The organism is Streptomyces graminilatus, from assembly GCF_001418565.1.
Lineage (GTDB): Bacteria > Actinomycetota > Actinomycetes > Streptomycetales > Streptomycetaceae > Streptomyces > Streptomyces graminilatus.
The window spans coordinates 34782-56031 of sequence record NZ_LIQQ01000178.1; the positions used below are offsets into that span (position 1 = coordinate 34782).

Below are 21250 nucleotides of genomic sequence, written 5' to 3' on the forward strand. Positions count from 1 at the left end.
GCGGCGGGCCTTCGGGCTGTCGCTTGCCCAGTGGAGTCAGTCCTTCGTGAGTGCGGTCGTACTGCTACCAAGAGTACGTCCGTCGACGCCTCCTGGTTCCCGCCGGGGCGCCGGGACCGCCTGTGGACGCTCCCGTCCCGACGCCCCGAGGAAGATCCGGCGGATGTCGGCGCGCGCCTGCCGAGCCGTGTCGCGGGCCGTGGCCAGTGCCTGCCGGGTGATCCGTCCCACACCGCGCGCGGCCTCGGCGGCGGGCCGCAGCACGGCGTCCCGTACGAAGTGCCCGACGGGTGTCAGCACGGTCTGGTACACCCAGCGCGAGGGCTCCACGAGGATCAGCCGAAGGAGGGTCCCCAGGAACCGTCCGACGGCGAGCGAGATGTGCCCGGCGATACGCCAGGCATGCCCGAGCGCGGCTCCGACCTCGCGCCCGACGACGACAAGGGCGCGTCCCACGGGCGTCAGAACCCAGCGCCACAGCGCGAGCGCGGGCATCATGACGAGCAGGCAAAGCACCCAGTCGAGCGCGAACCCGATCCCGGTGCCAGCCTTGGCGACAAGCCACGCGACCCCCTGAGCACACAGAGCGAGCGCCCGCCCGACAGGCGTCAGAACCCACACGTACAACCACTGCGCGGGTACGACGACCAGGTACCGGACGAGCCACACGGCAACCTCGTACACCCCGAGCCCGACGGCCGCGACCCCCTTCCCGAGCCCCCTGAGCACCCACAGCGCCCCGTACCCCACAGGCGTCAGCACGCGCGCGTACAGCCACCCGAGCCCACTGCCGACCGCCCGGAACACCCAGGCGATCCCGTGCCCGAGAGGCACCAGCACTTGACGGCCGGCCCAAACCAGCGGAACCACGACGAGCACGTTCCCGAGCCATCCGAGCGCCTTGCCGAGGGGCACGACGACGTATCGCCACAGCCCGACGGACGACCGGACGAGGACAGCGCCCACGACCCACGCGAGCGCCCGCCCGAGCGCCCACCCAAGTGGCCGCAGCACCGCGTCCGTCAGGAGGCGCCAGCCGGCGACCAGGCCGTCCCACGCCAGCCGCACCGGCACGACCAGCACAAGCACCGCGATTCGGACGGGGATGCGAATCGCGACAACGAGACACCCTTCGGCCTGCCGCTCGGGCTGCCGTGCCTCGGCGGCCGGTTTCTCCAGATCCATACCGAGGTAGACGCACCAAACCCCTGTCCGGATGCGGCGTATCCGAAAAGTGATCAGAACGAGGGACAAGGTCCGTAAACCTACGACTTCACGGACCCTTCCACTCTTCTGCTCTTCTACGCCTGGTTCACGCCCGTCGCGGTGGTCCGCTCCCGTCCGTGGCGGCCGTCGGCCGGACCGGGCACCGCGGCAACGGTCTGACCGACCGCGAACTCCCGGTTGAGCACGGTCTGGCGGCGGATCGGCTCGGGCAGGTCCGGCATGGCCAGCAGCGTGTCGCACGCCTCGACCGAGGCGGCGTAGTCGCCCACCCAGTAGACGGTGATGGAGTACTCGAAGAGCAGACCCCAGCAGTACACCCATGCCTTGGTGAACAGCAGGTCGTCCGGTTCCGGGGCACCGACGACATCGCCGAGGAGGGCGTGCGCGGTGCGGTAGCGGCCCGCACGCGCAGGCGGGAGCCAGTTCGTAGCACGCTTCGAGGCGCGTGGGCCGGGTGTCCCACGCGCGGGAGAACGCGTCCATGGCGCCCGGCCAGTCGTCGGCCCGCTCCGCCCTGAGGAGGCCGGACTCCAGCAGCGAGCAGTAGACCTCCTCCGGCCAGCCGCCCATCGCCGCCCGCCGCTCGTACAGGTCGATCGCCTCCTGTACGTGCCCCAGGTCGCGTTCGGTGTTGGCGAGGTAGAAGACGGTGCGTGTGTTGGCGGGGTCGCGTTCGAGTTCACCGCGCAGAAGACGGGCGTCGCGTTCGAACTTGTCGGTCCGGCAGCCGCCGTCGGCGTGGTCCTCGATGACAAGGGCGTCCAGGTTCTCCTGGACGTCGGGCCCGTCCGACTCGTCCGCGCACGGGTACTCGTGGGTGCCCCCTTCGTAGCGCCACGCGCGGTCGCCCCGCATGAGGTGCTTGAAGCGGTGCTGGGTGCCGGGGGTGTCGTACCGCAGCATGTAGGACGTCGCCGTCAGCTGGGGCAGCGGGGTCCTGGCGCATGACGTGGTCGGCGTCGAGGGTGAGGAGGTAGTCGGCCTTGCCACGGGCCCGCTGGATGTTGGCGGTCCGGTTGTGCCCGAAGTCGACCCACGGCTCCTCGTGCAGTTCACCCGGGATGCCGTCGAGCGTCTTGCGGATCAGCTCCTGCGTACCGTCCGTGGAGCCGGTGTCGCTGATGACCCAGTGGTCGATGAGGTGCCGTACGGAGCTGAGGCACCGTTCGATCACCTGCGCTTCGTTCTTGACGATCATGCAGAGGCAGAGGGTCTGCTTTTTCACGGCGCCAATGCGGCATGCGCCGGATACGTCCGTATTCGTACACGCGGGAAGCGTGGCACACAGGCAACCCATCCGAATGTACCGATTAATCCTATGCGTTGATAAACGCACGACTTGCCGCCCGAATTGCGGCTCCGCGCATCGCACTCGGGTAAAGCTCCCCCTCGGGTCCGGGACAGCCCGAACAGTCGAGGCAGGTCAAGGCAATTCAAGGCACGTCGACGCAAGGAGCACACCGATGAGTCCTGAGTACAGGACGCGTTCGCTTCTCGGGCCGCTGGCCCGGGACAGGTTCAAGAAGGCCGGACTGGTGGCCTCACTCGCGCTGGTCCTGGCCGCGAGCGTGGCCGGCCCGGCGACGGCCGCCGCGCGCGCCATGGGCGACCACACCACCCAGGCGAGCCACTACAACGGCGGCGGCAAGGACAAGTGCAAGAAGGACAAGGGCAAGGGTCCGAAGGCCCGCGCCGCCTCGACCGCCCTGGGCGGCAAGGACAAGTGCCAGGGCCCGACGGGTCCGACCGGGCCCAAGGGCGCCACCGGCGCGACGGGCGCGACAGGTGCGACGGGCGCGACGGGCGCGACGGGTCCGACCGGCCCCCAGGGCCGACCGGGCGTGACAGGTCCCATCGGCCCCCAGGGCAACACTGGCCCTCAGGGCAACACCGGTCCCCAAGGCACGACCGGCCCCCAAGGCAACACCGGTCCCCAGGGCAACACCGGCCCTCAGGGCGCGACCGGAACTATCGCACCCTGTTCCGACATCGACGCACAGCAGAGCCAGGGAGCCTACGAGCTGCGCGCCGCGTTGACCAACGGAAAGTACTACGCGGGCATCCGTGACCTCCGCGGGAGCACCCCTGCTCCCCCGTTCCTCTGGACCGACCTCAGCGGCAGGACCAACTACCCCGACAGCGCCGCGACAGGCTTCGCCTGCGGTGCGTCCGTCAATGAGCAGCAGACGAGTGAGCGCATCAAGTTCAACCTCATCACGACCATCGGAACGGTCTACGAGATTCGCTGCGACCAGGTACTGAGCACCGACCCAGCAACCCTGAGCTGCGACGCCGCATGGACGCAGCTTCTGAACACGCCGACCGCGGGCGCTATCAACAGCTAGCCCCGGGCAACGCGGAAAGGGGTGTCCGACAGGTCAACGACCGACCAGTCGGACACCCCTTGCGACGCCCCACAAACGGGATGCCGCCGACACTCAGTGGCTGTGCCCTCTCCCAGCAGGCTGCTTCACCGTCAACGGCAGCAACTGCTTGCCCGTGGAACCGATCTGGACACTGGATATCGGTGTCCACCTGAGGGCACAGCCGTACACCGGAAGCCCGTTCGGTCGCGTTGGTTGTTGCGGGTCATGACGTAGTTGACGGTGAGTCTGGGGCGGTCGGCGGGGCAGGATTGGTCGTGGACGGTCCGGCGCGGACGACGGCCTGGTCTCCTCGTGGACCGAACAGGTGCAGGATCTCCACGGTGTTCGTGTCCGCGGGGCCGAACCAGTGGGGCTCGGTGGTGTCGAACTCGGCCACTTCGCCGGGCCGCAGCGTGAAGTCCTCCGGCCCGAGGATCAGGCGCAGCCGCCCGGCGAGGACGTAGAGCCATTCGTAGCCCTCGTGGGTGACCAGTTCCGGCGGGCGCGGTGCCAGTACCTGCTTGAAGACCTGGACCCGTCCCGGATACTGCGTCAGGGGTACGAGGACGCTGCCGCGTTCCTTGTGCACGGGCCGGAGGTGCACCCGGGGGTCGCCGCTGGCCGGTGCCGCCACCAGTTGGTCGAGTGCGATGTGGTGCGCTCGTGCCAGCGGGATGAGCAGGTCCAGAGTCGGGCGCCGCTTGCCCGACTCCACCCGGGACAGTGTGCTGACGGTGATCCCTGTGGTGGCCGCGAGTGCTTCGAGCGTGAGTCCCCGGTCCTGGCGCAGCCTGCGCAACCGGGGCCCGATGGCGTCGAGGATCTGCTCCAGCTCCGCGTCCTTGGACCCTGTGTTCATGGGCCCAGTTTTGCAGTGTTCGCAAAATTGCTGGGCTGTGGCTGTCGTCCCCTCCGATCCTTGCCGGGCAGTGTTCCCGGACGTGAGAGGTGGACCTTGACCGCGACGACTCACCCTGTTCAGCCAGTTGAACCCGTTCAACCCGCTCAACCTGTTCAGACCGTGCTGAGTGTGCGCAGGCGCTGGACGGTGCTGGCCGTCTGCTGCCTGAGCATGTTCCTGGTGGGGCTGGACACCACCATCGTCAATGTGGGTCTGCCGACCATCGGGCGCGGCCTGGACGTCGACACGCGCGGTCTCGAATGGATCGTGGACGCCTACACTCTCGTCCTGGCCAGTCTCCTGATCTCCTCCGGCGCGCTGGCGGACCGTTTCGGACGCCGCCGGGTGTTCCAGTGCGGGCTGGCCCTGTTCGGCGCGGCCTCACTGCTGTGCGCGCTCGCCCCGTCGGCGGGCGTACTCGTCGCGGCCCGCGCGCTGCAGGGTGTCGGCGCCTCGATGCTCAGCCCGGTGGCGCTGGCGATCGTGGTGAACGCGATGCCGGACCCGAAGGAACGGGCGCAGGCGATCGGCGTCTGGGCGTCGGTGTTCGGGCTGAGCATGGCCGCCGGTCCCGTGACGGGCGGCGCGCTGCTCGCGGGGCTCGACTGGCGTGCGCTGTTCTGGATCAACGCACCGGTCATCGCGTCAGCTCTCCTCCTCAGCGCGGTGTTCGTGCCGGAGTCCCGGGCGCAGCGGGCGCGGCGGCTCGACCTGCCCGGCCAGGTCCTGCTGACCATGGTTCTCGCGGTCGTGGTCGGCGTCCTGATCGAAGGGCCGCACATCGGCTGGACGTCACCCGCGGCACTGGCGGGATACGCGTCGGCTGCCGCGGCGACAGCCGGATTCGTATGGGTCGAGTCCCGCCGCCGCGAGCCACTGATGGATCTGCGGCTCTTCCGGAGCCCGGGCTTCGGCGGCGCGGTCGTGGGCGCGGCGGCGGTCTTCGTCGCCCTGAACATGACGCTGCTGCTGAACACGCTCTACCTACAGCACACCCGGGGCTGGACGCCGCTGGCCGCAGGCGCGGCGACCTTGCCCCTGGCCCTCGGAGCGACGGTCTGCGCCCCTTGGTCCGGCCGCATGGTCGGCCGCACGGGACCGCGCCGACCGCTCCTCGTCGCCAGCGGTTTCATCACAGCCGGCGGACTCTGCATGGTCCGGCTCACCCCGCACACGAGCGTGCTCCTGCTCCTGGCCGCCTACGCGCTCATAGGCATCGGGTTCGGCTTCGCCAACGCCCCGATCACCAATACGGCGGTCAACGGACTGCCCCCGGCCCGAGCCGGCGTGACCGGGGCAATCACCTCCACGGCCCGCCAACTCGGCTCCGCCCTGGGCATCGCCCTCGCAGGCGCCCTGATCACGACCGCCACCCCAACGGAACTCGCACAAGCGTCCCGCCCGGGCTGGATCATGGTCGCCGGCTGTGGGGCGCTGCTCTTCCTCATCGCCCACATGTCAGGGCCGAAGGCCTCGCACGGCTAGACAGCCATACCCGGCATCAGCGCCACCAGCCCCGCACGTCAGTGCACATGCCCACTAGCCGCAGCATCCTTCTTCACGGTGAGCGGCAGCAGCTTCTTCCCCGTGGGCCCGATCTGAATGCTGGTGTCCATCTGCGGCCATATGGACACAGGGTTAAAACCATCTCTACCCTTCCTGACATGGGCAGATACTCACGCAACCGAAGCGCAGCCGAGCAGAAGGCGTACGACGTCGAGGCAGAGTGGACCGCCGCCGACCTGGCCTTACTTGACGAGTTGAAGAGGTCTGAGGCGTTACTGCCTGACGACGCTCCCAGAGCGCTCTTATCCGTCCGGCTCTCCGTCCTGACAGACGACACCACCTCACCGGTACGCCAGGAACTCGACCTCCGCAGGCTGGCAAGGGAGAAGGGATGCCGGGTCGTCGGCGTCGCCAGCGATCTGAACGTCAGCGCGACGAAGGTTCCCCCCTGGAAGCGCAAGCAGCTCGGCGACTGGCTCAACAACCGCGCGCCCGAGTTCGACGTCCTCATGTTCTGGAAGCTCGACCGGTTCGTCCGTCGGCTCTCGGACCTGGCCACCATGATCGACTGGTCGCTGAAGTACGAGAAGAACCTGATCTCCAAGAACGACAGCATCGATCTGACCACCACGGCCGGGAAGATCATGGTCACCATCGTCGGTGGCATCGCGGAGATCGAGGCGGCGAACACCAGCACCCGGGTGGCAAGCCTCTGGGACTACGCAAAGACCCAGGAAGACTGGCTGATCGGCAAACCGGCCTACGGCTACATGACGTCCGTGGACGAGAACGGGAAGATCACCCTCGTTCACGACCCCATCGCACACCGCGCTTTGCACTGGGCGCGCAGGATGGCGATCCGTGGAGTGTCCGCCCGCCGCATGGTCATGGTCCTCGTTCGATCCGGACTGTGCGGCCCCAGCCTCACCGTGTCGACTCTGCTGCGCAGGCTCAGGAATCCCGCGCTCCTGGGCTACCGCGTCGAGGAGTTGAAGAACGGCGGGCAACGTCGGTCGAAGTTGCTCCTCGGCAATGACGGCAAGCCGATCAGAGTCGCCGAAGCCGTCTTCACCGAGGACGAGTTCGACAGCCTCGGTGCAGCACTCGACAAGCGCATGAAGAATCAGCCGCCCCGCCAGCAGGGCGGAGCCACCAAGTTCCTCGGTGTACTCATCTGCGCCGACTGCGACAGCAACATGATCGTCCAGGTGAACAGGAACAACTTCGGGGTGTACGAGTATCTCCGTTGCCAGAAGTGCAAAAGCGGCGGACGCGGCGCACCCCACCCCATGGCCGTCTACGAACGGCTTGTCGCCGACGTCCTCTCGATCCTCGGAGAGGAGCCGGTACAGACGCGGGAGTACGCCAAGGGGGCCGAGGCTCGCAAGGAAACCGAGCGGCTGGAAGGGTCCATCGCCTACTACATGCGCGAGTTGGAGCCCGGAGGCCGGTACGCGAAGACGCGGTTCACCAAGGAGCAGGCCGAGAAGACCTTGGACAAGCTGATCGCCGACCTTGAGTCGATCGACCCCGAGACGACCAAGGACCGCTGGGTAAAGGTCCACAACGACAAGACCTTCCGGGACCGCTGGCAGGAGGGCGGCATGGAGGCCATGTCTGCGGACCTGCTTCGGGTCGGCGTGAAGTGCAAGATCACACGAACCAAGGTGAAGGGTGTCCGCGCCCCGCACATCCACATGAAGCTCATGATCCCCAAGGACGTGCGAGACCGGCTGATACTCAAGGAAGACGACTTCGCGAAGGTCTTCTGACACGGCCCAGCCACCACACGACCATGGCCGCCTCCCCAGGATGTACGGGGAGGCGGCCTCTTGTCTCACTCGGACCACAACACCGGATCGAACGGCTCTTCCGTACCGTCCTCGCCTACGATCACGATTTCACTCTCGATCAGACGCGAAGCCCCATCGTCGCCAGACCGGGACACCGGCGGGCGCCGGGACTGCCGAGATTCACGTTCGGGCAGAGGAGTTATCGGCCCCACTCCCCCTCTTGTCTCATCTCCACACCGAGCCTCCGAGACTCGGCAAGGTCGTCGGCGATTCCGGCGGCGATGAGTGCGGCGCCAGGGGTGTGACCGGAGCCGACGTAGCGCCAGGAGGCGTCGGTGGTCGTGTCGGGGATGGTGATGTGGCCGAGGTGGTGGGCGCGTTCGGCGCGGAGGGCCGCGTACGTCGTCGAGTAGGCGCGGGACTTGGTGAGGATGTGTCCTCGGTAGCCGAGGGTGTGGGCCCAGGTGCGGAGGCGGAGCGGCTCGTACTCGGGGAGGCCACCAAGGAGCCAGGCTGTACGCATCAGGGTGCGGACGTGGTCGGACACGTGGGCAGCGTCGATGTCCTGCCAGGAGGTGAGTCGGTAGTCGGTGCCGGCGCCTGTCTCGCTCGCGCCTTTGGTGACGTACTTGGCTACATACGCGGCCACCGCGTCGTCGTCGGCTCCGTCGGCGTCGGCGTGCAGGGGGCGGGCGTCGAGTTGGGTGCCCCAGCGGAGGGCGAGTTCGCCGATGGCGGGGCCGTAGGGGGTGCGGACCAGGACGCGTTGGGCGGATGCGCGTACGGCGTCGGTGAGTTGGTCGGTGGTGCCCCAGAGTGGGGGTTGGTCGTCGGGTCCGGCCGGGCCGTCGAGGCGGACCACCGCGTGCACGTGGACAGCAGCGCGCTTCTGGTATTCGGCGACGCGGGCGAAGGACAGTCGCGCGTGCTGCGAAAAGTGGGACTGGACGAGGCCTGCCGAAGAGGCGAGGTGGCGGCGTACGTCCCGGGTGAAGCGGTCCCACAGGATGCCCGCATGTGCGTGCCAGAGCACGTGGGCGGTGTAGTCGTAGCAGCCGGCGCACAAGGGCTGGCCGACGAGGAGAGCGTCCGGAGCGTGGACGACTCCGCAGCCGACGGGACGACCGTGCGCACAGGTGCCTCCAGCGCGACGAGGGCGGCAAGGGCCCGCCCCGGCACGGTGGACGGGTCCAAAGGAGGGCGCGGTGAGGGTGATGAAGAGGCGGGGGCGGTTGCGGATGGTGGTGGGGATGTTCTTGCCGCCGAGGAGGCCCGCGCGGACAAGGTGGTAGGTGTCGCCCGCGTGGAGTCGGGAGCAGGGGGCGCAGACACTCGCCCGCCGGTTGCGGCAGCGGACGAGGAGTCGTTCGCCGGGTTCGGTGCGGGTGTCGTAGTGGCGGAGGATCTCGCCGGTTACCGCGTCGAGAGTCGTGGTCGACCCGGACAGGTGGACGGGGTGGGCGCAGCCGCCGGTAGCGGTGATCTGCTCCAACCAGCGCGCGAACTGAGGGTGTTGGGCGATACGGAGCGCGTCTCGGTCTGTTTCGGGGAGTTGGCGCAGGCGCGCCGCGCGGTCGAGGACGGCGCGCCTGTCAGCCAGGGTGATGTGTTCCGGGGTGATGGTGGTGACCTTCCGGGGTGAGCCGCCGCAGCGGCACGGATATGGGCGGATGGCGCGGTGTGGGTCATGGGGATCACTCCTGGCGTGGTCGGGCGGGTGGTGGGTTCAGCGGATGGTTCCGGTGCCCCGGCAGACGCGGCAGCGGCGCAGTCGTCCGGTCCAGGTCTTGCGTGCTCCGTCGCCCTTGCAGACGGTGCATCTCACGCGGCGCATAGGCATGGCGTACGTCCCTTCCTGCTTGGTCTAGAAGTGGGAGAAGCCGCTGAGGACCCAGGTGACGAAGCCGTTGATGGTGAGGCTGACGGGGGTCTGTCCGAGGTAGAGGCCGAACAGGGCGATGCAGACCGCTTCCCAGGCGCGGACGTCGCGGGCGCGGACGAGGAGGAAGGTGATGATCCCGAAGACCACGACGAGGGACACGGCGGCACCTGTGCTGATCATTGGGAGTCTCCTTCGAGGGCGGCGAGCGCGCGGGTGACGGTGGGCAGTTCGGGCACCAGGCCCGCGTGCTTACGGGTGACCGCTATGGCCTCTTGGGTGGGGGTGAGGTGGGAGCGGGCGCGGTTCCAGCCGCCATCCGGTCCGGTGCACACGGCCACGCCCTGTTCCTGAGCAGTGATCGACTGAGCGATGGCCACCGCGTCCTTGTTGAGGTCGCCGAGGATCATTTCTGCGGTGCCGGGGTCGTTGACCCGGTGGCAGATGCGTCCGCCGAGTTGTGCGCGCAGTGCGGTGACGCCGGGGCCGAGGTCGGAGCCGACGCGTTGCCCGGCGACGACGAGGTGGATGCCGAGGGCTGCGCCGAGCTGGGCGAGGCGGAGCAGGAGGGTGGAGCATTGTTCGGCTTCTGCTTTGCTCTCGCGTCTGCCGTCGGACAGGTACAGTTCCGCGATCTCGTCGACGATCACGACGACGGGTACGGGCCGGAATCTGACGGGCAGTTCCCAGATGGATCGGGCCCCGGCCGTCCGGCAGACGCTCATCCGGTCCTGCATGTCGACCACCAGCGCGGCCAGCACCGCGACCGCCTCACGCCGACTCGTCGCCAGCGCACTGAGCCGCTCAGTAAACAAACCGAGTTCCATGCCGCCCTTGCAGTCGATCCCGACCAGGGCGACGGGCTGCGGGGCGAGTTGGGTGATCAGCCGGGCCAGCAGGGTGGACTTGCCCGACCGGGTGGCCCCGGCGATTAGCCAGTGCGGCACCACCAGGAGATCCATCACCCACGCGCCGCCACTCTCCAACACCCCGATCAGTGCCGAGAGGAGTGCCGGCGGGGCAGCGGCCAGGCCGGGGCGTTGCAGTGGATCGGTGGCCGTTGCCGTCAGCAGCGCCAGCCCCCGTTCCGGTGAGGTGACCCGCACCGCATGGACCTTCCACGCATGCACGAGGGCATCGGCCGCCTTCAAGTAAATGGCCGGGGTCTGGCCCGCGTGCAGCCGCACCATCACGGTCAGCCCGGCACGCGTCGGACGAGGAAACGAGATCTTCGGTGCCACCGGCCGTAGCGGATCGCCCTTGACGACCAGGTCACCGAGGAGCCCGCGCGGCGGACGGCGGGACACGGCGAGGTCGGTGAGCATCGCGATCTTGCGCCAGGTGGACACCACCCGCCATGCAGTGGCCGGGTATCCGGCGAGGTACCAGTGCCAGACCGGGCGGTGACGCCGCAGCAGGTCACCGCCGCCCAGCACCCAGACGAGCACCAACAGAGCGAGGGTGAGAGCGAGGATGCCGGTCATCACGCACCACCGGCCTTTAAGGCGCCGGAGACGGGGGTGATGGCGTCGGCGCGGAAGCTGACGCCGTGCCGGTCGCCCATCGCCCACATGAACGCGGTCAGCCCGGTGACCTTGAGGATCATGCCTTCCTCGATGCCTTTGGGTTCGCCAGTGACGGCGATCTCGATAACGGAGATGCGCCGCCGGTCCTGCCTCACGGTGACGGCGACGGTGTAGACGGGGTTGCCGTCCCGGTCCTTCTTGACCTCCTGTGTCTCCTGGTTGCTGATCTTCGCTTCGGGGGCGATGGCGCACCGCAGTACGCCAAGCCGCCCGGTGTCCACGGGAATGGACTGCATGTCGTTGGCCTCCTTGGCCGATGAGGACGCCTGACATATTCAGACGTCACTTGTCCTTACGAGTGATGACTATGAAGTGCTGTACGGCGAGAGCGCAAGTACTTATGCTGACGAGTGATGTCGCGCGTGCGACGTGACTACGACCTGAACCCGGAGATGCCGCCATGTCGGAGATCCAGCGCCCCGGAGCCCTCTACCAGCAGGTGGCCGCCGCCATCCGGGAAGCCATCCTGTCGGGCGAGTTCGAACCCGACTCCCTGCTTCCGTCCGAGGCCCAGCTCATGGCCCGCTACGGCGTATCCCGCCCCACCGTCCGCAACGCCATCGCGGCCCTGCGAGCGGAAGGCCTGATCGACGTCCGCCACGGCAAAGGCAGCTACGTCCGCACCAGCGGCCGGCCCGCTCTCACCCTCGAACGCCGCATCACCCGCACCGCCGACGGCACGTTCGTGATGCCCAGCGGCGACGTGTGGGACGAGGCCGAGAAGCCAAGTACCTACCGCACCCGCACCACGAAGGACACCGGCCGACTCCTCCAACTCGGCACGGAAGAAGCCCTGTTCGGATGCGATCGTCTCCTGATCGACCCCAGCTCCGGGACGCGCGCCATGCACCGCACGCTGATCCCCTTCACGACCGCCGAAGGCATCGCGGTGCTTGCCGAGGAGCCGTCCACGCGACCGGCGGCGATCTACGGGGTGCTCACCCAGTACGGGCACAAGCTGACGTGGTCCGAGACTGTCCGCGCCCGCATGCCGCTGCCCGACGAGCGGGCCACGCTGCGCCTGCCGGATGCGACCCCGGTCCTGCACCTGGCCCGTGTCACGCACGGCACCGACGGCCGCCCGCTGATCCTCGAAGAGCTGCGCACCGGGGCGGACCGTGCCGAACTCGCCTACCGGATCACCGCCGACAAGCAGCCCACCCGACGCACCCGCGCCTGAGCGCCAACGGCCATCGGTCGAAACAGCCTTCACTTCCTCAAGGGCGCGCCTGCGGCGCGCCGGGGCGCCCGGCCGCCCCGGCCGGGCGTGCGGCGTGGCCGCCGATCCCGTCCGGACGCCAGCCGCCCCACACCGCAGCACGCCAGGGGATTTGAGGCGTCGACCGGCCGTTGCGGGCCGGGGTGTGGCGAGCTGGGGGTCGACGGCCTCCGAGACTTTAGGCAGCCACCATGGGGCGAGCCTCGAAGAACAGGGGGCCGATCGGGCTATTGCGGGCAGCTCCAAGGACTGCCCGATCCGCTGGCGAGCGTAAGGCCCCCTGTTCACTCGCCCCATGGCAGCTCCCGCCCAAAGTCTCTGCGGCCGGCGACGTGCCCACCCGCACCACTCACCAGCGACAGAGCGTTTCATGCCACCGACTCCAGGAGCGCGGCGAGCCTGTTGACGGCGTCCGGCCAGCCCGTCAGCCGAACGACTCCACACCCGCTCTCGTCCACCGAGGCGACCGCGCGCACGGCCGACAGTTCGAACCCGGTACCGAGCAGCGCGCGGTTCAGCCGGTCGGCAGCCTCACGCGCCTCGCGCCAGCCGGCGATGTAGTCGACACCGGGCACCCACAGTCCGGCATCTGCGCCCGCCACATCGTCCAAGCCGTCATGGATCCAGTCCTCACCCGAGTCATTCACGCCTGTTCACCCCAGCCCTGTTGCAGGTAATGGATCGTCAACTCCGTTGATTCCAGGGCTAGAAGCGACGCAACGCGACGGCCCCGGTACCATCAGGCACCGGGGACCGTCGCGTCCCCTCCCGGACCACCCCGATAGCTGCCAGGCGAGGGGGTGGTCCGGTCTCGGTATGAGGTTGTGAAGCGCGGCCCCCCGGGTTGGGAGGGGAGCTCCCGGAATTCCGGGGAGCCGCGCCCCTTGGCCGGAGTGGTCAGACTCCGGCCGTTGACCGGATCGCCGTCCGCTCCCGATCGCGAGGGAGCAGAACGGGGCGGCGACCCGGGGTCGGTCAGGCCGAGTTCTCAGCCCATAGGCGGTCGAGGTCCAGGCGGCACCACACTGTCTTGCCGGCCCTGATCCCCGGCGACCACCACACCGCGTCCGCCAGCCGCTGAACGATCAGCAGCCCCCGTCCCCGGTCCGGCAGCAGCGCTTCGGAGAAACTGCCCGCAAGATCGGGCGAGAAGAACTCACCCGCCGGGAGGTCCGGCGGAGTCGAGTCCTCATCCGACACCCCGATGACCAGCACTTCCGGATACGTCATCAGCGACACATCAATACGCCGCCCAGAACCAGGCAGCGCTAGCCGGTTGTCCGGCACCGCATGATGAACGACGTTGCCAACCAACTCCGACACGACGAGCCGCGCATCATCCACCGCGTGCTCCAGGTGCCAGGTCGTGAGGTACGAGCCGACCATGTCCCGCGCAGCCTTGACGCAGTCCGGCGACTCGGCAAAGAGCGTCAGCGCCCGGAAGTGTCCGTTTGCCGGATCATGAATCGAACGACGCGGAGCACCCACCGCCGCCGTATTCGCTGCGTGTTCGCTCTGCTGTGCTTCCACCGCGTCCCCTCCCGAGCACTGACAGGCCCTGTAGCCCGTCGATCTGTGCCGACCAGTGAACGACGCAGGAAGTGCAGGCGGGAGCGTTCACCAGGGGGTTCACGTGAACACCGGCCAGCGCAAAGGGGGTTCACCAATGAACCCCCCAGGACGAGACTGCTGTGACACGATGGACACTCGCTGTCATTCTCGGGTTGGCAGGGGAGCATGAGCCGAGAGCCGAACGCACAGTTGATCGCCGTCATGGGCGAGGCGCAAGTTTCGAACAAGGGTCTCGCGAAGCGGATACAGGACACCGCTGCCCAGCGAGGAGTGAGTCTCGGGACGACGCACGTCGCCGTGCAGCGATGGCGGGACGGCTCCGGCATCCAGCCGCAGACAGCGGCGATCATGGCGGACGCACTCTCCGCCAAGCTGGGCCGCCGCATCACACCGGGCGATCTCGGTTTCTTCGATCACTCGCGTCCGAGCACCCCGCAGCACATCGGCTACCCCGGCACGGTCCCCGACGTGCTGTCGATGCTGGCAGGACTGGCCGACCAGCGCGCCGAAGCCCCCGCATCCGACCAACTGACGATTGCGGAAGCCGACCTCAACTCCGCTGTCCTGTCATGGATGATCGCGCGCCCCGACGGCATCCAGGCCGACAAGCCCGCCGGCCAGCGCATCGGCATGCGGGACGTACGCGCGATCAGAGACGCCGCCAGCATGTTCATGCAACTCGACTTCAAGTACGGCGGAGGCCACGGCCACAAAGCGCTGCGCCACTACTTCCGCCACGAAGTCCTGCCCCTCCTGGACGCCAGCTACAGCGAAAGGGTGGGCACGGAGTTATTCGGCGCCGCCGCCGAGGTCTCCCAGTTGCTCGCGTGGACCGCGTACGACACCGGAAACCACCGGCTCGCCCACCGCTACCTGACCTCCACACTCCGCCTTTCACAGGTCATCGACGACCGCATGTTCGGCGCCCGCATCCTCGGCAACCTCAGCCACCAGGCCAACTACCTCGGCAACCACGCCCAGGCGATCCGGCTTTCGCGTGCGGCAGTCGAGGGCGCCAAGGGCCGGGCCACACCGCGAGCGATGGCGCTGAACTCGGCGATGGAGGCCCGCGCGCTGTCCAACGCAGGCGACCCGATCGGCGCCGGACGCGCGATGAACGAAGCGGAACGCTACTTCGAACGCGCGGACACCGCCGAAGACCCCGCGTGGCTCGGCTACTTCGACTCCGCGGAACTCATGGGCGAAATCTGTCACTGCTTCCGCGACCTCAGGCTGCGCCGGGAGTCCGTGACAGCAGCGCAACGCGCGGTCGACGACACCGACCCGAAGTACGCCCGCACCCTCGGTTTCTGCCGCATGGTGCTGGCCCAAAGCCACCTCCTGAACGGTGACTTGGAAGCCGCCGTCACAACAGCCAGCCTGGCCGTGGACGGCGGCGACACCCTCCAGTCCAACCGCTTCCAGCGCTACGTGACCGACTTCCAGGCCGAGGTGAGCACCCACGCGACGAACCCGGTCGTGGCCGCCTTCAACAACCAGGTCCGCGACGCACTTGCCCGCCTGGAGGACGACGAGTAGCAGTCCTTACCAGGGCCGCCAGTCCCGAGGCGCATCGTCATTGCGCAGCCCGGCGATGCGCCGGCGATATTCGGCCGCCGTCCCCTCGTCCTCCTGCACGTTCTGCATGAGCCACGTCGTCATACCGAACTCCTGCAGGCCACGCAGCGTCCCGTACCCGTGCCAGTCGTACAGATCCCGCCCGTACGCGGCCACGAAATCGGCGTACTGCTCATCGGTCTGCCACCCAAGACTGTGATGCTCCACCGACGTGACCATCAGATCCCACTCGGGATGATCGAAACAGAAGGCCTCGAAGTCGATCAGGATCACCTTCCCCTGATCGTCCACCATGAGGTTCTGCACGTGGGCATCACCGTGCACCGGACCCTTGGGAGTCTCGAACCGCAACTCGTCGTACCTGTCGCGCAGTTCGTGCCACCGCTTACGCAGGAAGGCCTTGTCATCCTCAGAGACCACGGCCCGGTCCATCCGCAGTTCCTGCTTGTCGAAGGGATCGAACGAAGGCAGCTCAAGACCGTCCGGCACGGTCAGGGAGTGCAGATCCCGCAGGACGCCCCCCAACTCCCCATAGGTCGCCTTCCGATCACCCTCAACGATCAGATGCCAGAACGTCACCGGATGACCGTCCACCAAGAGCGGCTGCTCAAGATCCTCAACGATCCGAGCCGCAGAGAACCCCTCCGTCTCCAGCCACCGCGAGACAGCCACTTCCGTACGCGCCGTCGGCAGCCACTCCTCCCCCCGTGCCACACGCACGATCACCGGAACAGAAGCCAGCCGGAACAACGCGTTCTCTCCGAGCCGGATCAACTCCGCCCCACTGCCATCGAGTCCAGCAGCCTGGCACGCGGCATCTAACACCCGCGCGGCCCCCACAGACGTGAACCCCTCTTCCGACCGAGCAGCGTCAACCGCCATGCCCGTACCAGCTCCCCTAGTCGCGCGATCAACCAGCACACGCCCACGGGCGACCAACCCGGCGCGCGCCAGACACAAAGACGACCGTACCGAGGAGTGACGGGCAAGGACGAGCCCAGGGCCGAGGGTGGTCAACAGCTACAACGCCAAAAAAGGTCAGACACCAGTTGAGGAGCTACGGTCCGAGTCTGACGGGATGTCGGCAAGGCTCTGCAGACAGTCACGATGTCCGATATCCTGTCGCACCTACCTCTTGGGGCACTGCTTCAACTTGGGACTTCGGGAGCCTCTGGATCCGACAGCGGAGCGATTAGAGCGGTACATGACAGAAATTTCCGGACCCCGGGATGGGGGCTATCATGCCCTAAAGGGTTTCGTCTTTCAATTCGATGCATCTCTGCTCAGGATTTACAATGAGCCCGGCAGGGAATTCCAAATTGAAGGCGAGCAGGACCTCAGTGTTGAAGATTTCTTCATTCAAATAAAGCGCCGCAACCAAAAATTTTCACTCGGCGCTATCTCTGACGCCATCAAGCAAATGATCCAGCAGTTTTCCCGGAATCGGGAGAAGAGGTTCCTTCTCTACTGCCACTTCCAGGACAAAACTCCTGGGACTAATCTGACGCTAGATGTCGAGGAACTCAAAAGGATCACCTCAAGAGACGCGGAAGAATTCTCGGAAGATCTAGTAGAAGAATTCTCCAAATGTCTTACCATCCAATTTTCCGTTGACTATAAGGAACAGTTCGAAGATGTCATAAACCTCCTAACAAAAGAGCACTACCTTCATACCAAAGCAGAGGCTGTCGCTTGTCACGCCATCATTCAAAAATATTTGCTCGACCTGGTCGTTAATAATCCGCCCGAAGCTCGCAGGGTTTCAGGGAACCAGCTTCGCGAGGTTGTCGACTCCGCCCGTACATCGATCTTCCATTCTGGATATCAAAATCTCTTCGGTAATGAAAAGTACCTAGGACTTCTCAAGTCCGAGATCACACAGCGTGGAATCAACCTACCGAAGCGGGAGCGTCTATTCGTCGTAGAATGCACGTCGCAACTAAATGCACACGACGCCGTGGATATTGCAGTAGCTGTACGCAATCGATTCCACAGGAAGCATAACGCTTTTTCTCCGTACCTCGTCCTTCGAGGGCTAGATGATCTATCCAACGTTAAGCGCATGCTCATTGACGCAGAAGTTAGAATATTTGACGGCACTTACTTCAATGGCGATAAGTTGCGCTTGAAGGACCTAACGAATCCGAAAATAAACCGTTCTGTCGAGCTAAAGATTTCAGGAGAGGAGAACATACCTGGGATTATAGAAATGATCGACTTTGCCGACATTCATGAATTCTTTTTGTCGTCGCCTTCGCGGCTTATTCCTGACTCTATCGACGCCAGGGTGTATAGGCGATTCATCCAGCGCCCACAGGACGTAGCAAGAGTTCTTAGATAGGAGAAATCATGCCCGGTGCCGAAGTAGTGGCCGTATACCCAAACAAGATTAAGATTTCCGTGCATGAAATTGCAGACTTGGGCCAAGGCGTGCCCGTGGAGGTGGGATCCTATCTACGCATCTATGACAGCAACAAGTCGTCCATTATTGCCATCATCGAGAACTACTCGATTGAGGTACGCGGGCCAGAAACGTCCGATGGGGAAAGGGAAAAAGTATACCTCATCGAAGCCGTCCCTCTCGGTTTTATCGGCGAAGACGGGAATTTCCAGCGCGGAGGCGGAGGCATTGCAATCCCGCCCAAAGAGGTGACAGTAGCAAGCCACGACCAGATTCAGAAAATCTACGATGCGCTCGGAAACGACATTCGAAGATTCCACTTTGCCCAACTATCGCAAGACGTCAAGGTAGCCGTTCCTGTGGACGGCGATAAATTCTTCAACAGACATATCGCTATTGTAGGATCCACGGGTTCCGGTAAGTCTCATGCCATGGCAAGAATTATCCAGTCTGCCACGGAAATCAGAGATCGCGGGCGCGAAGAGTACTCTTTGAACAATTCGCACATCGTGATTTTTGACATTCATTCGGAGTACCTTTCAGCATTTCCTGACGCCAACTATCTCAGTGTGGATTCTTTAGTCCTACCCTATTGGCTCCTCAACTCAGAAGAGCTACAGGATCTTTTTATCGAAAGCGTGGAGGAGCAGTCGCATAATCAAGTCGCGACACTCAAGCGTGGCATCACAGACAATCGAAAAAAACATTACAGGGGTTCGGACGAGAAACGCGATCTAATCCACTACGACTCGCCCCTTTTCTTTGATCTTGGCGAGGTGATTGAGTACATTCAAACCAGGAACGATGAGATGGTGACCGGGTCTAGCGGAAAGCCTGTGAACGGACCACTCAAAGGAAAGCTAGTTAATTTCCTAACCCGCCTGGAAAATAAGTACACAGACAGACGACTTGACTTCCTGCTTGGCGAGAAAGTTAAGAATCTCACGCTGGAGGATGTCCTTCGGCAATTCACCGGTTACCGCAAGGACAGTCCATCGAATGTGACTATTGTTGATCTAAGCGGGGTCCCATTTGAGGTGCTAAGCATTAGCGTCTCCTTGATCTCTCGCCTACTCTTTGATTACGCCTTTTATTACAAGAAGGCTCACGATGAAGGTAGAGCGGAGACACCCATTCTCGTCGTGTACGAGGAGGCTCACAAATATGTACCCCGAAGTGACCTCTCACGCTTCAGTGCTTCGCGTGGCGCCATTGAACGTATTGCTAAAGAGGGACGAAAATACGGAATCACAGCCGCCATTGTGAGCCAGAGACCAGCCGAGATCTCGGAAACTATCTTCTCCCAGTGCAGCAACTTTCTGGCTATGCGCTTGACTAATCCAGAGGATCAGCGTTACGTGCGCAGGCTGATTCCTGATTCACTTGGCCCTCTTACAGATTCCCTTCCCATGCTGCCATCGGGCGAGGCACTTTTGCTGGGGGACGCCGCTGTAATGCCATCTGTAGTGAAGTTGAAAGAGGCAGACCCTGCACCATCTTCGAGTGACGTTTGCTACATGCAGGAGTGGATCCGTCCATGGCACGACGTGCTCTTCGGTCCCCTTCTGGAGGACTGGGAAAAGTGAGCCGTGAGCTCTATGAATAGACTCAACGCGGTCATCAGGATGCGTCCCGCCCCTAAAATCAAGTGCGTCCTAAAAGCAGCGGCACCGCTTCAGGACGGGTTCATATCTGCCGCAGGCACGCCGTGCACTCCGATTGCTGCTGAGCCTCGCCATCAACTACTTCTCCGCAGTACCCGCCGCACGTATCGCATACGAGGACATGTGATTCCTCTCCAATCAAGGAGACCAAGTAGGCCGGGTTCTTGACCACCTCGACGGAGTACGTTGTCGACTCCTTCGGCAATGGCTTGGCTTGCGCCCGCCCGGCAAGCGCCGCCTCCAAGGCCCTCATAAGCTTCTTGTCTACCTTCAGTAGGGCCAGACCCAGTTCTGGCCCCAGACCCGCCGGATCGAAGCGAAGCCAGCCACCGGCAAACAACTTCTTCCGCAGCTCAAGAACCTGCGGCTCCGCCAAACGGTGAGACGTCGCTTTCCCCGAAGCCTCCCCAATCAGGATGAACCGCGATTCGGTAACAGCCACCCAAAAGTTCGGACTGCTGTCCACGAACGTGGGAGTCAGCGTGTTGATGTCCGTCGCCGCGCCAAACGCCCTAACCGTCTCCTCTGCGTAAAGCGTGCGGTCGACTATCGCGCGAGCCATGTATGCATTCATGCCAGACATGCATGCCCTCTTCATCTGTGATGGGTCTGTGCAGGGAGATGCACTCTATCGCTGCAAGTGACCGCCTCGGGAGGTCCTATCGTCCATCGCCAACGCAATGTCCATCCGTCATCGGCTCGGGCGGGCACCCGTCGATCCCCCAAACCCGGATTCCACCGCGCATGATCGCCTCGACGGTCTTACTCACCCGGGCCGCGAGGTTTGGTGACAGCCATTGATCCACTTCAACGAGGCACTGTCAGAGGCGTACGGCAACCTGGCGCCATGAACAGATCGAACGACGCGGCATCCACACGCCGCATGCAGCCGGAGCTCAACTGGGTTGCGTCCATGGGTGGCCCGCTCATCGTCATACCGGTATCGGCGTTGCATGAGTGGAGCGGCTGCACGGAAGCCGGAATGGTCATCGGCGACACCGATGACCCGGACGACTACGACCGCGCGTGCGCGGTAGAAGACCTCGCCGCTGTGATCGACGTGGGCCCAGCCGGCGCGCAAGCCCTTGTGCTGGGCGACGAGCCGGCCACGACCTGCTATCTGCCCGAACGAAGGGCCTTCGTGCGCTGGCTCGCCGCAGACTCCGACGCAGAGCTCCTCGTGGCCTCCGAAAGGCTACTGGACGACCCCACCACCGCGTGGGAGGCAGCGGGAGTATGGGAAACGGACGGCCCGGCGATGCTCATGGACTCCGCCGAGGCCGGAGCGGATCTCGATCGGCCGTACCCCGACCGCCCCGAGCTGCCAGAACAAGCCCCCGTGGCTGTACCGGCAGGCCGCTGGAACGTCCGGGCGGTCCACGTGACCAACGAGTTTCCCTGTGTCGGCGTGGTCCAGCTCACTCCGGAACGAGGCGCCGACGTCTCCGCGTCAACGGCGGACAGCTCACCCCGTCCATAGCCAGTCCTCAGACCCACCAGCCGACAGGCTCCAGGGGCTTCCAGCCCTCAGACCCACTCCACCTCAGAGTGGACGGTC

The 21250-nt window shown here is 65.2% G+C and carries 20 protein-coding genes; 8 read left to right on the forward strand and 12 right to left on the reverse strand.

Going from position 1 to position 21250, the window contains the following annotated elements; all coding sequences use genetic code 11:
• Positions 1-36: 36 nt before the first annotated feature.
• From AOK08_RS16595 to AOK08_RS47350, 3 genes are all read right to left on the reverse strand, one after another.
• Positions 37-1185, reverse strand: a complete 1149-nt coding sequence (locus tag AOK08_RS16595; protein ID WP_055526340.1) for a hypothetical protein — start codon at positions 1183-1185, stop codon at positions 37-39.
• A 116-nt stretch (positions 1186-1301) separates the two neighbouring features.
• Positions 1302-1544, reverse strand: a complete 243-nt coding sequence (locus tag AOK08_RS47345) for a hypothetical protein (RefSeq protein ID WP_241826969.1) — start codon at positions 1542-1544, stop codon at positions 1302-1304.
• 362 nt (positions 1545-1906) lie between these two features.
• The gene (locus AOK08_RS47350; protein WP_338400139.1) at positions 1907-2524 is read right to left on the reverse strand and encodes a glycosyltransferase; all 618 of its coding nucleotides are present in this window, start codon (positions 2522-2524) and stop codon (positions 1907-1909) included.
• 166 nt (positions 2525-2690) lie between these two features.
• Here AOK08_RS47350 and AOK08_RS48430 point away from each other — a divergent pair, with 166 nt between their 5' ends.
• On the forward strand, positions 2691-3572 hold the full coding sequence (locus AOK08_RS48430; protein ID WP_055526341.1) for a collagen-like protein: 882 nt from the start codon (positions 2691-2693) through the stop codon (positions 3570-3572).
• A gap of 244 nt (positions 3573-3816) precedes the next feature.
• Here AOK08_RS48430 and AOK08_RS16610 read toward each other — a convergent pair whose 3' ends face one another.
• The gene (locus AOK08_RS16610; RefSeq protein WP_055526342.1) at positions 3817-4452 is read right to left on the reverse strand and encodes a helix-turn-helix domain-containing protein; all 636 of its coding nucleotides are present in this window, start codon (positions 4450-4452) and stop codon (positions 3817-3819) included.
• A 171-nt stretch (positions 4453-4623) separates the two neighbouring features.
• Between AOK08_RS16610 and AOK08_RS16615 the strand changes: the two genes are divergently transcribed.
• The gene (locus tag AOK08_RS16615) at positions 4624-5979 is read left to right on the forward strand and encodes an MFS transporter (RefSeq protein WP_241826970.1); all 1356 of its coding nucleotides are present in this window, start codon (positions 4624-4626) and stop codon (positions 5977-5979) included.
• A gap of 179 nt (positions 5980-6158) precedes the next feature.
• On the forward strand, positions 6159-7772 hold the full coding sequence (locus AOK08_RS16620; protein ID WP_055526344.1) for a recombinase family protein: 1614 nt from the start codon (positions 6159-6161) through the stop codon (positions 7770-7772).
• 220 nt (positions 7773-7992) lie between these two features.
• Here the strand turns inward: AOK08_RS16620 and AOK08_RS16625 are convergent, their stop codons facing one another.
• The 4 genes from AOK08_RS16625 to AOK08_RS16640 all read right to left on the reverse strand — a co-directional run bounded on the left by AOK08_RS16625 (position 7993) and on the right by AOK08_RS16640 (position 11494).
• On the reverse strand, positions 7993-9354 hold the full coding sequence (locus AOK08_RS16625) for a replication initiator (RefSeq protein WP_079054064.1): 1362 nt from the start codon (positions 9352-9354) through the stop codon (positions 7993-7995).
• A 303-nt stretch (positions 9355-9657) separates the two neighbouring features.
• Positions 9658-9855 (reverse strand): hypothetical protein, encoded by a 198-nt coding sequence (locus AOK08_RS16630; RefSeq protein WP_006376424.1) that lies wholly within the window; start codon positions 9853-9855, stop codon positions 9658-9660.
• Positions 9852-11156: an FtsK/SpoIIIE domain-containing protein gene (locus tag AOK08_RS16635; RefSeq protein WP_055526346.1), complete on the reverse strand. Its 1305-nt coding sequence runs from the start codon at positions 11154-11156 to the stop codon at positions 9852-9854. The genes AOK08_RS16630 and AOK08_RS16635 overlap by 4 nt, the downstream gene beginning before the upstream one ends.
• Complete coding sequence (locus tag AOK08_RS16640) at positions 11156-11494, reverse strand: SCO3933 family regulatory protein (RefSeq protein ID WP_055526347.1); 339 nt, start codon at positions 11492-11494, stop codon at positions 11156-11158. The genes AOK08_RS16635 and AOK08_RS16640 overlap by 1 nt, the downstream gene beginning before the upstream one ends.
• Before the next feature lie 164 nt (positions 11495-11658).
• Here AOK08_RS16640 and AOK08_RS16645 point away from each other — a divergent pair, with 164 nt between their 5' ends.
• On the forward strand, positions 11659-12438 hold the full coding sequence (locus tag AOK08_RS16645; protein WP_055526348.1) for a GntR family transcriptional regulator: 780 nt from the start codon (positions 11659-11661) through the stop codon (positions 12436-12438).
• 407 nt (positions 12439-12845) lie between these two features.
• Here the strand turns inward: AOK08_RS16645 and AOK08_RS16650 are convergent, their stop codons facing one another.
• Both AOK08_RS16650 and AOK08_RS16655 read right to left on the reverse strand, forming a co-directional pair.
• Complete coding sequence (locus AOK08_RS16650) at positions 12846-13124, reverse strand: hypothetical protein (RefSeq protein WP_055526349.1); 279 nt, start codon at positions 13122-13124, stop codon at positions 12846-12848.
• 328 nt (positions 13125-13452) lie between these two features.
• On the reverse strand, positions 13453-14007 hold the full coding sequence (locus AOK08_RS16655) for an ATP-binding protein (protein ID WP_055526350.1): 555 nt from the start codon (positions 14005-14007) through the stop codon (positions 13453-13455).
• 207 nt (positions 14008-14214) lie between these two features.
• On the opposite strand from AOK08_RS16655, the gene AOK08_RS16660 reads away from it, so the two are divergent.
• Positions 14215-15588, forward strand: a complete 1374-nt coding sequence (locus tag AOK08_RS16660; protein WP_055526351.1) for an NsdA family TPR-like regulatory protein — start codon at positions 14215-14217, stop codon at positions 15586-15588.
• 6 nt (positions 15589-15594) lie between these two features.
• Here the strand turns inward: AOK08_RS16660 and AOK08_RS16665 are convergent, their stop codons facing one another.
• Complete coding sequence (locus AOK08_RS16665; RefSeq protein WP_055526352.1) at positions 15595-16509, reverse strand: phosphotransferase enzyme family protein; 915 nt, start codon at positions 16507-16509, stop codon at positions 15595-15597.
• A 127-nt stretch (positions 16510-16636) separates the two neighbouring features.
• On the opposite strand from AOK08_RS16665, the gene AOK08_RS45780 reads away from it, so the two are divergent.
• Together AOK08_RS45780 and AOK08_RS43230 are read left to right on the forward strand one after the other, a co-directional pair.
• Positions 16637-17968, forward strand: a complete 1332-nt coding sequence (locus tag AOK08_RS45780) for a hypothetical protein (protein WP_157876700.1) — start codon at positions 16637-16639, stop codon at positions 17966-17968.
• Between the two features lie 8 nt (positions 17969-17976).
• Positions 17977-19614 carry an ATP-binding protein gene (locus AOK08_RS43230; protein ID WP_079054065.1) on the forward strand — a complete coding sequence of 546 codons (1638 nt, stop codon included), beginning with the start codon at positions 17977-17979 and terminating at the stop codon, positions 19612-19614.
• Between the two features lie 100 nt (positions 19615-19714).
• On the opposite strand, the gene AOK08_RS16670 is transcribed toward AOK08_RS43230, so the two are convergent.
• Positions 19715-20275, reverse strand: a complete 561-nt coding sequence (locus AOK08_RS16670; protein WP_157876701.1) for a hypothetical protein — start codon at positions 20273-20275, stop codon at positions 19715-19717.
• Between the two features lie 264 nt (positions 20276-20539).
• Here AOK08_RS16670 and AOK08_RS16675 point away from each other — a divergent pair, with 264 nt between their 5' ends.
• Positions 20540-21172 carry an Imm21 family immunity protein gene (locus tag AOK08_RS16675; RefSeq protein WP_241826971.1) on the forward strand — a complete coding sequence of 211 codons (633 nt, stop codon included), beginning with the start codon at positions 20540-20542 and terminating at the stop codon, positions 21170-21172.
• Positions 21173-21250: the final 78 nt, after the last annotated feature.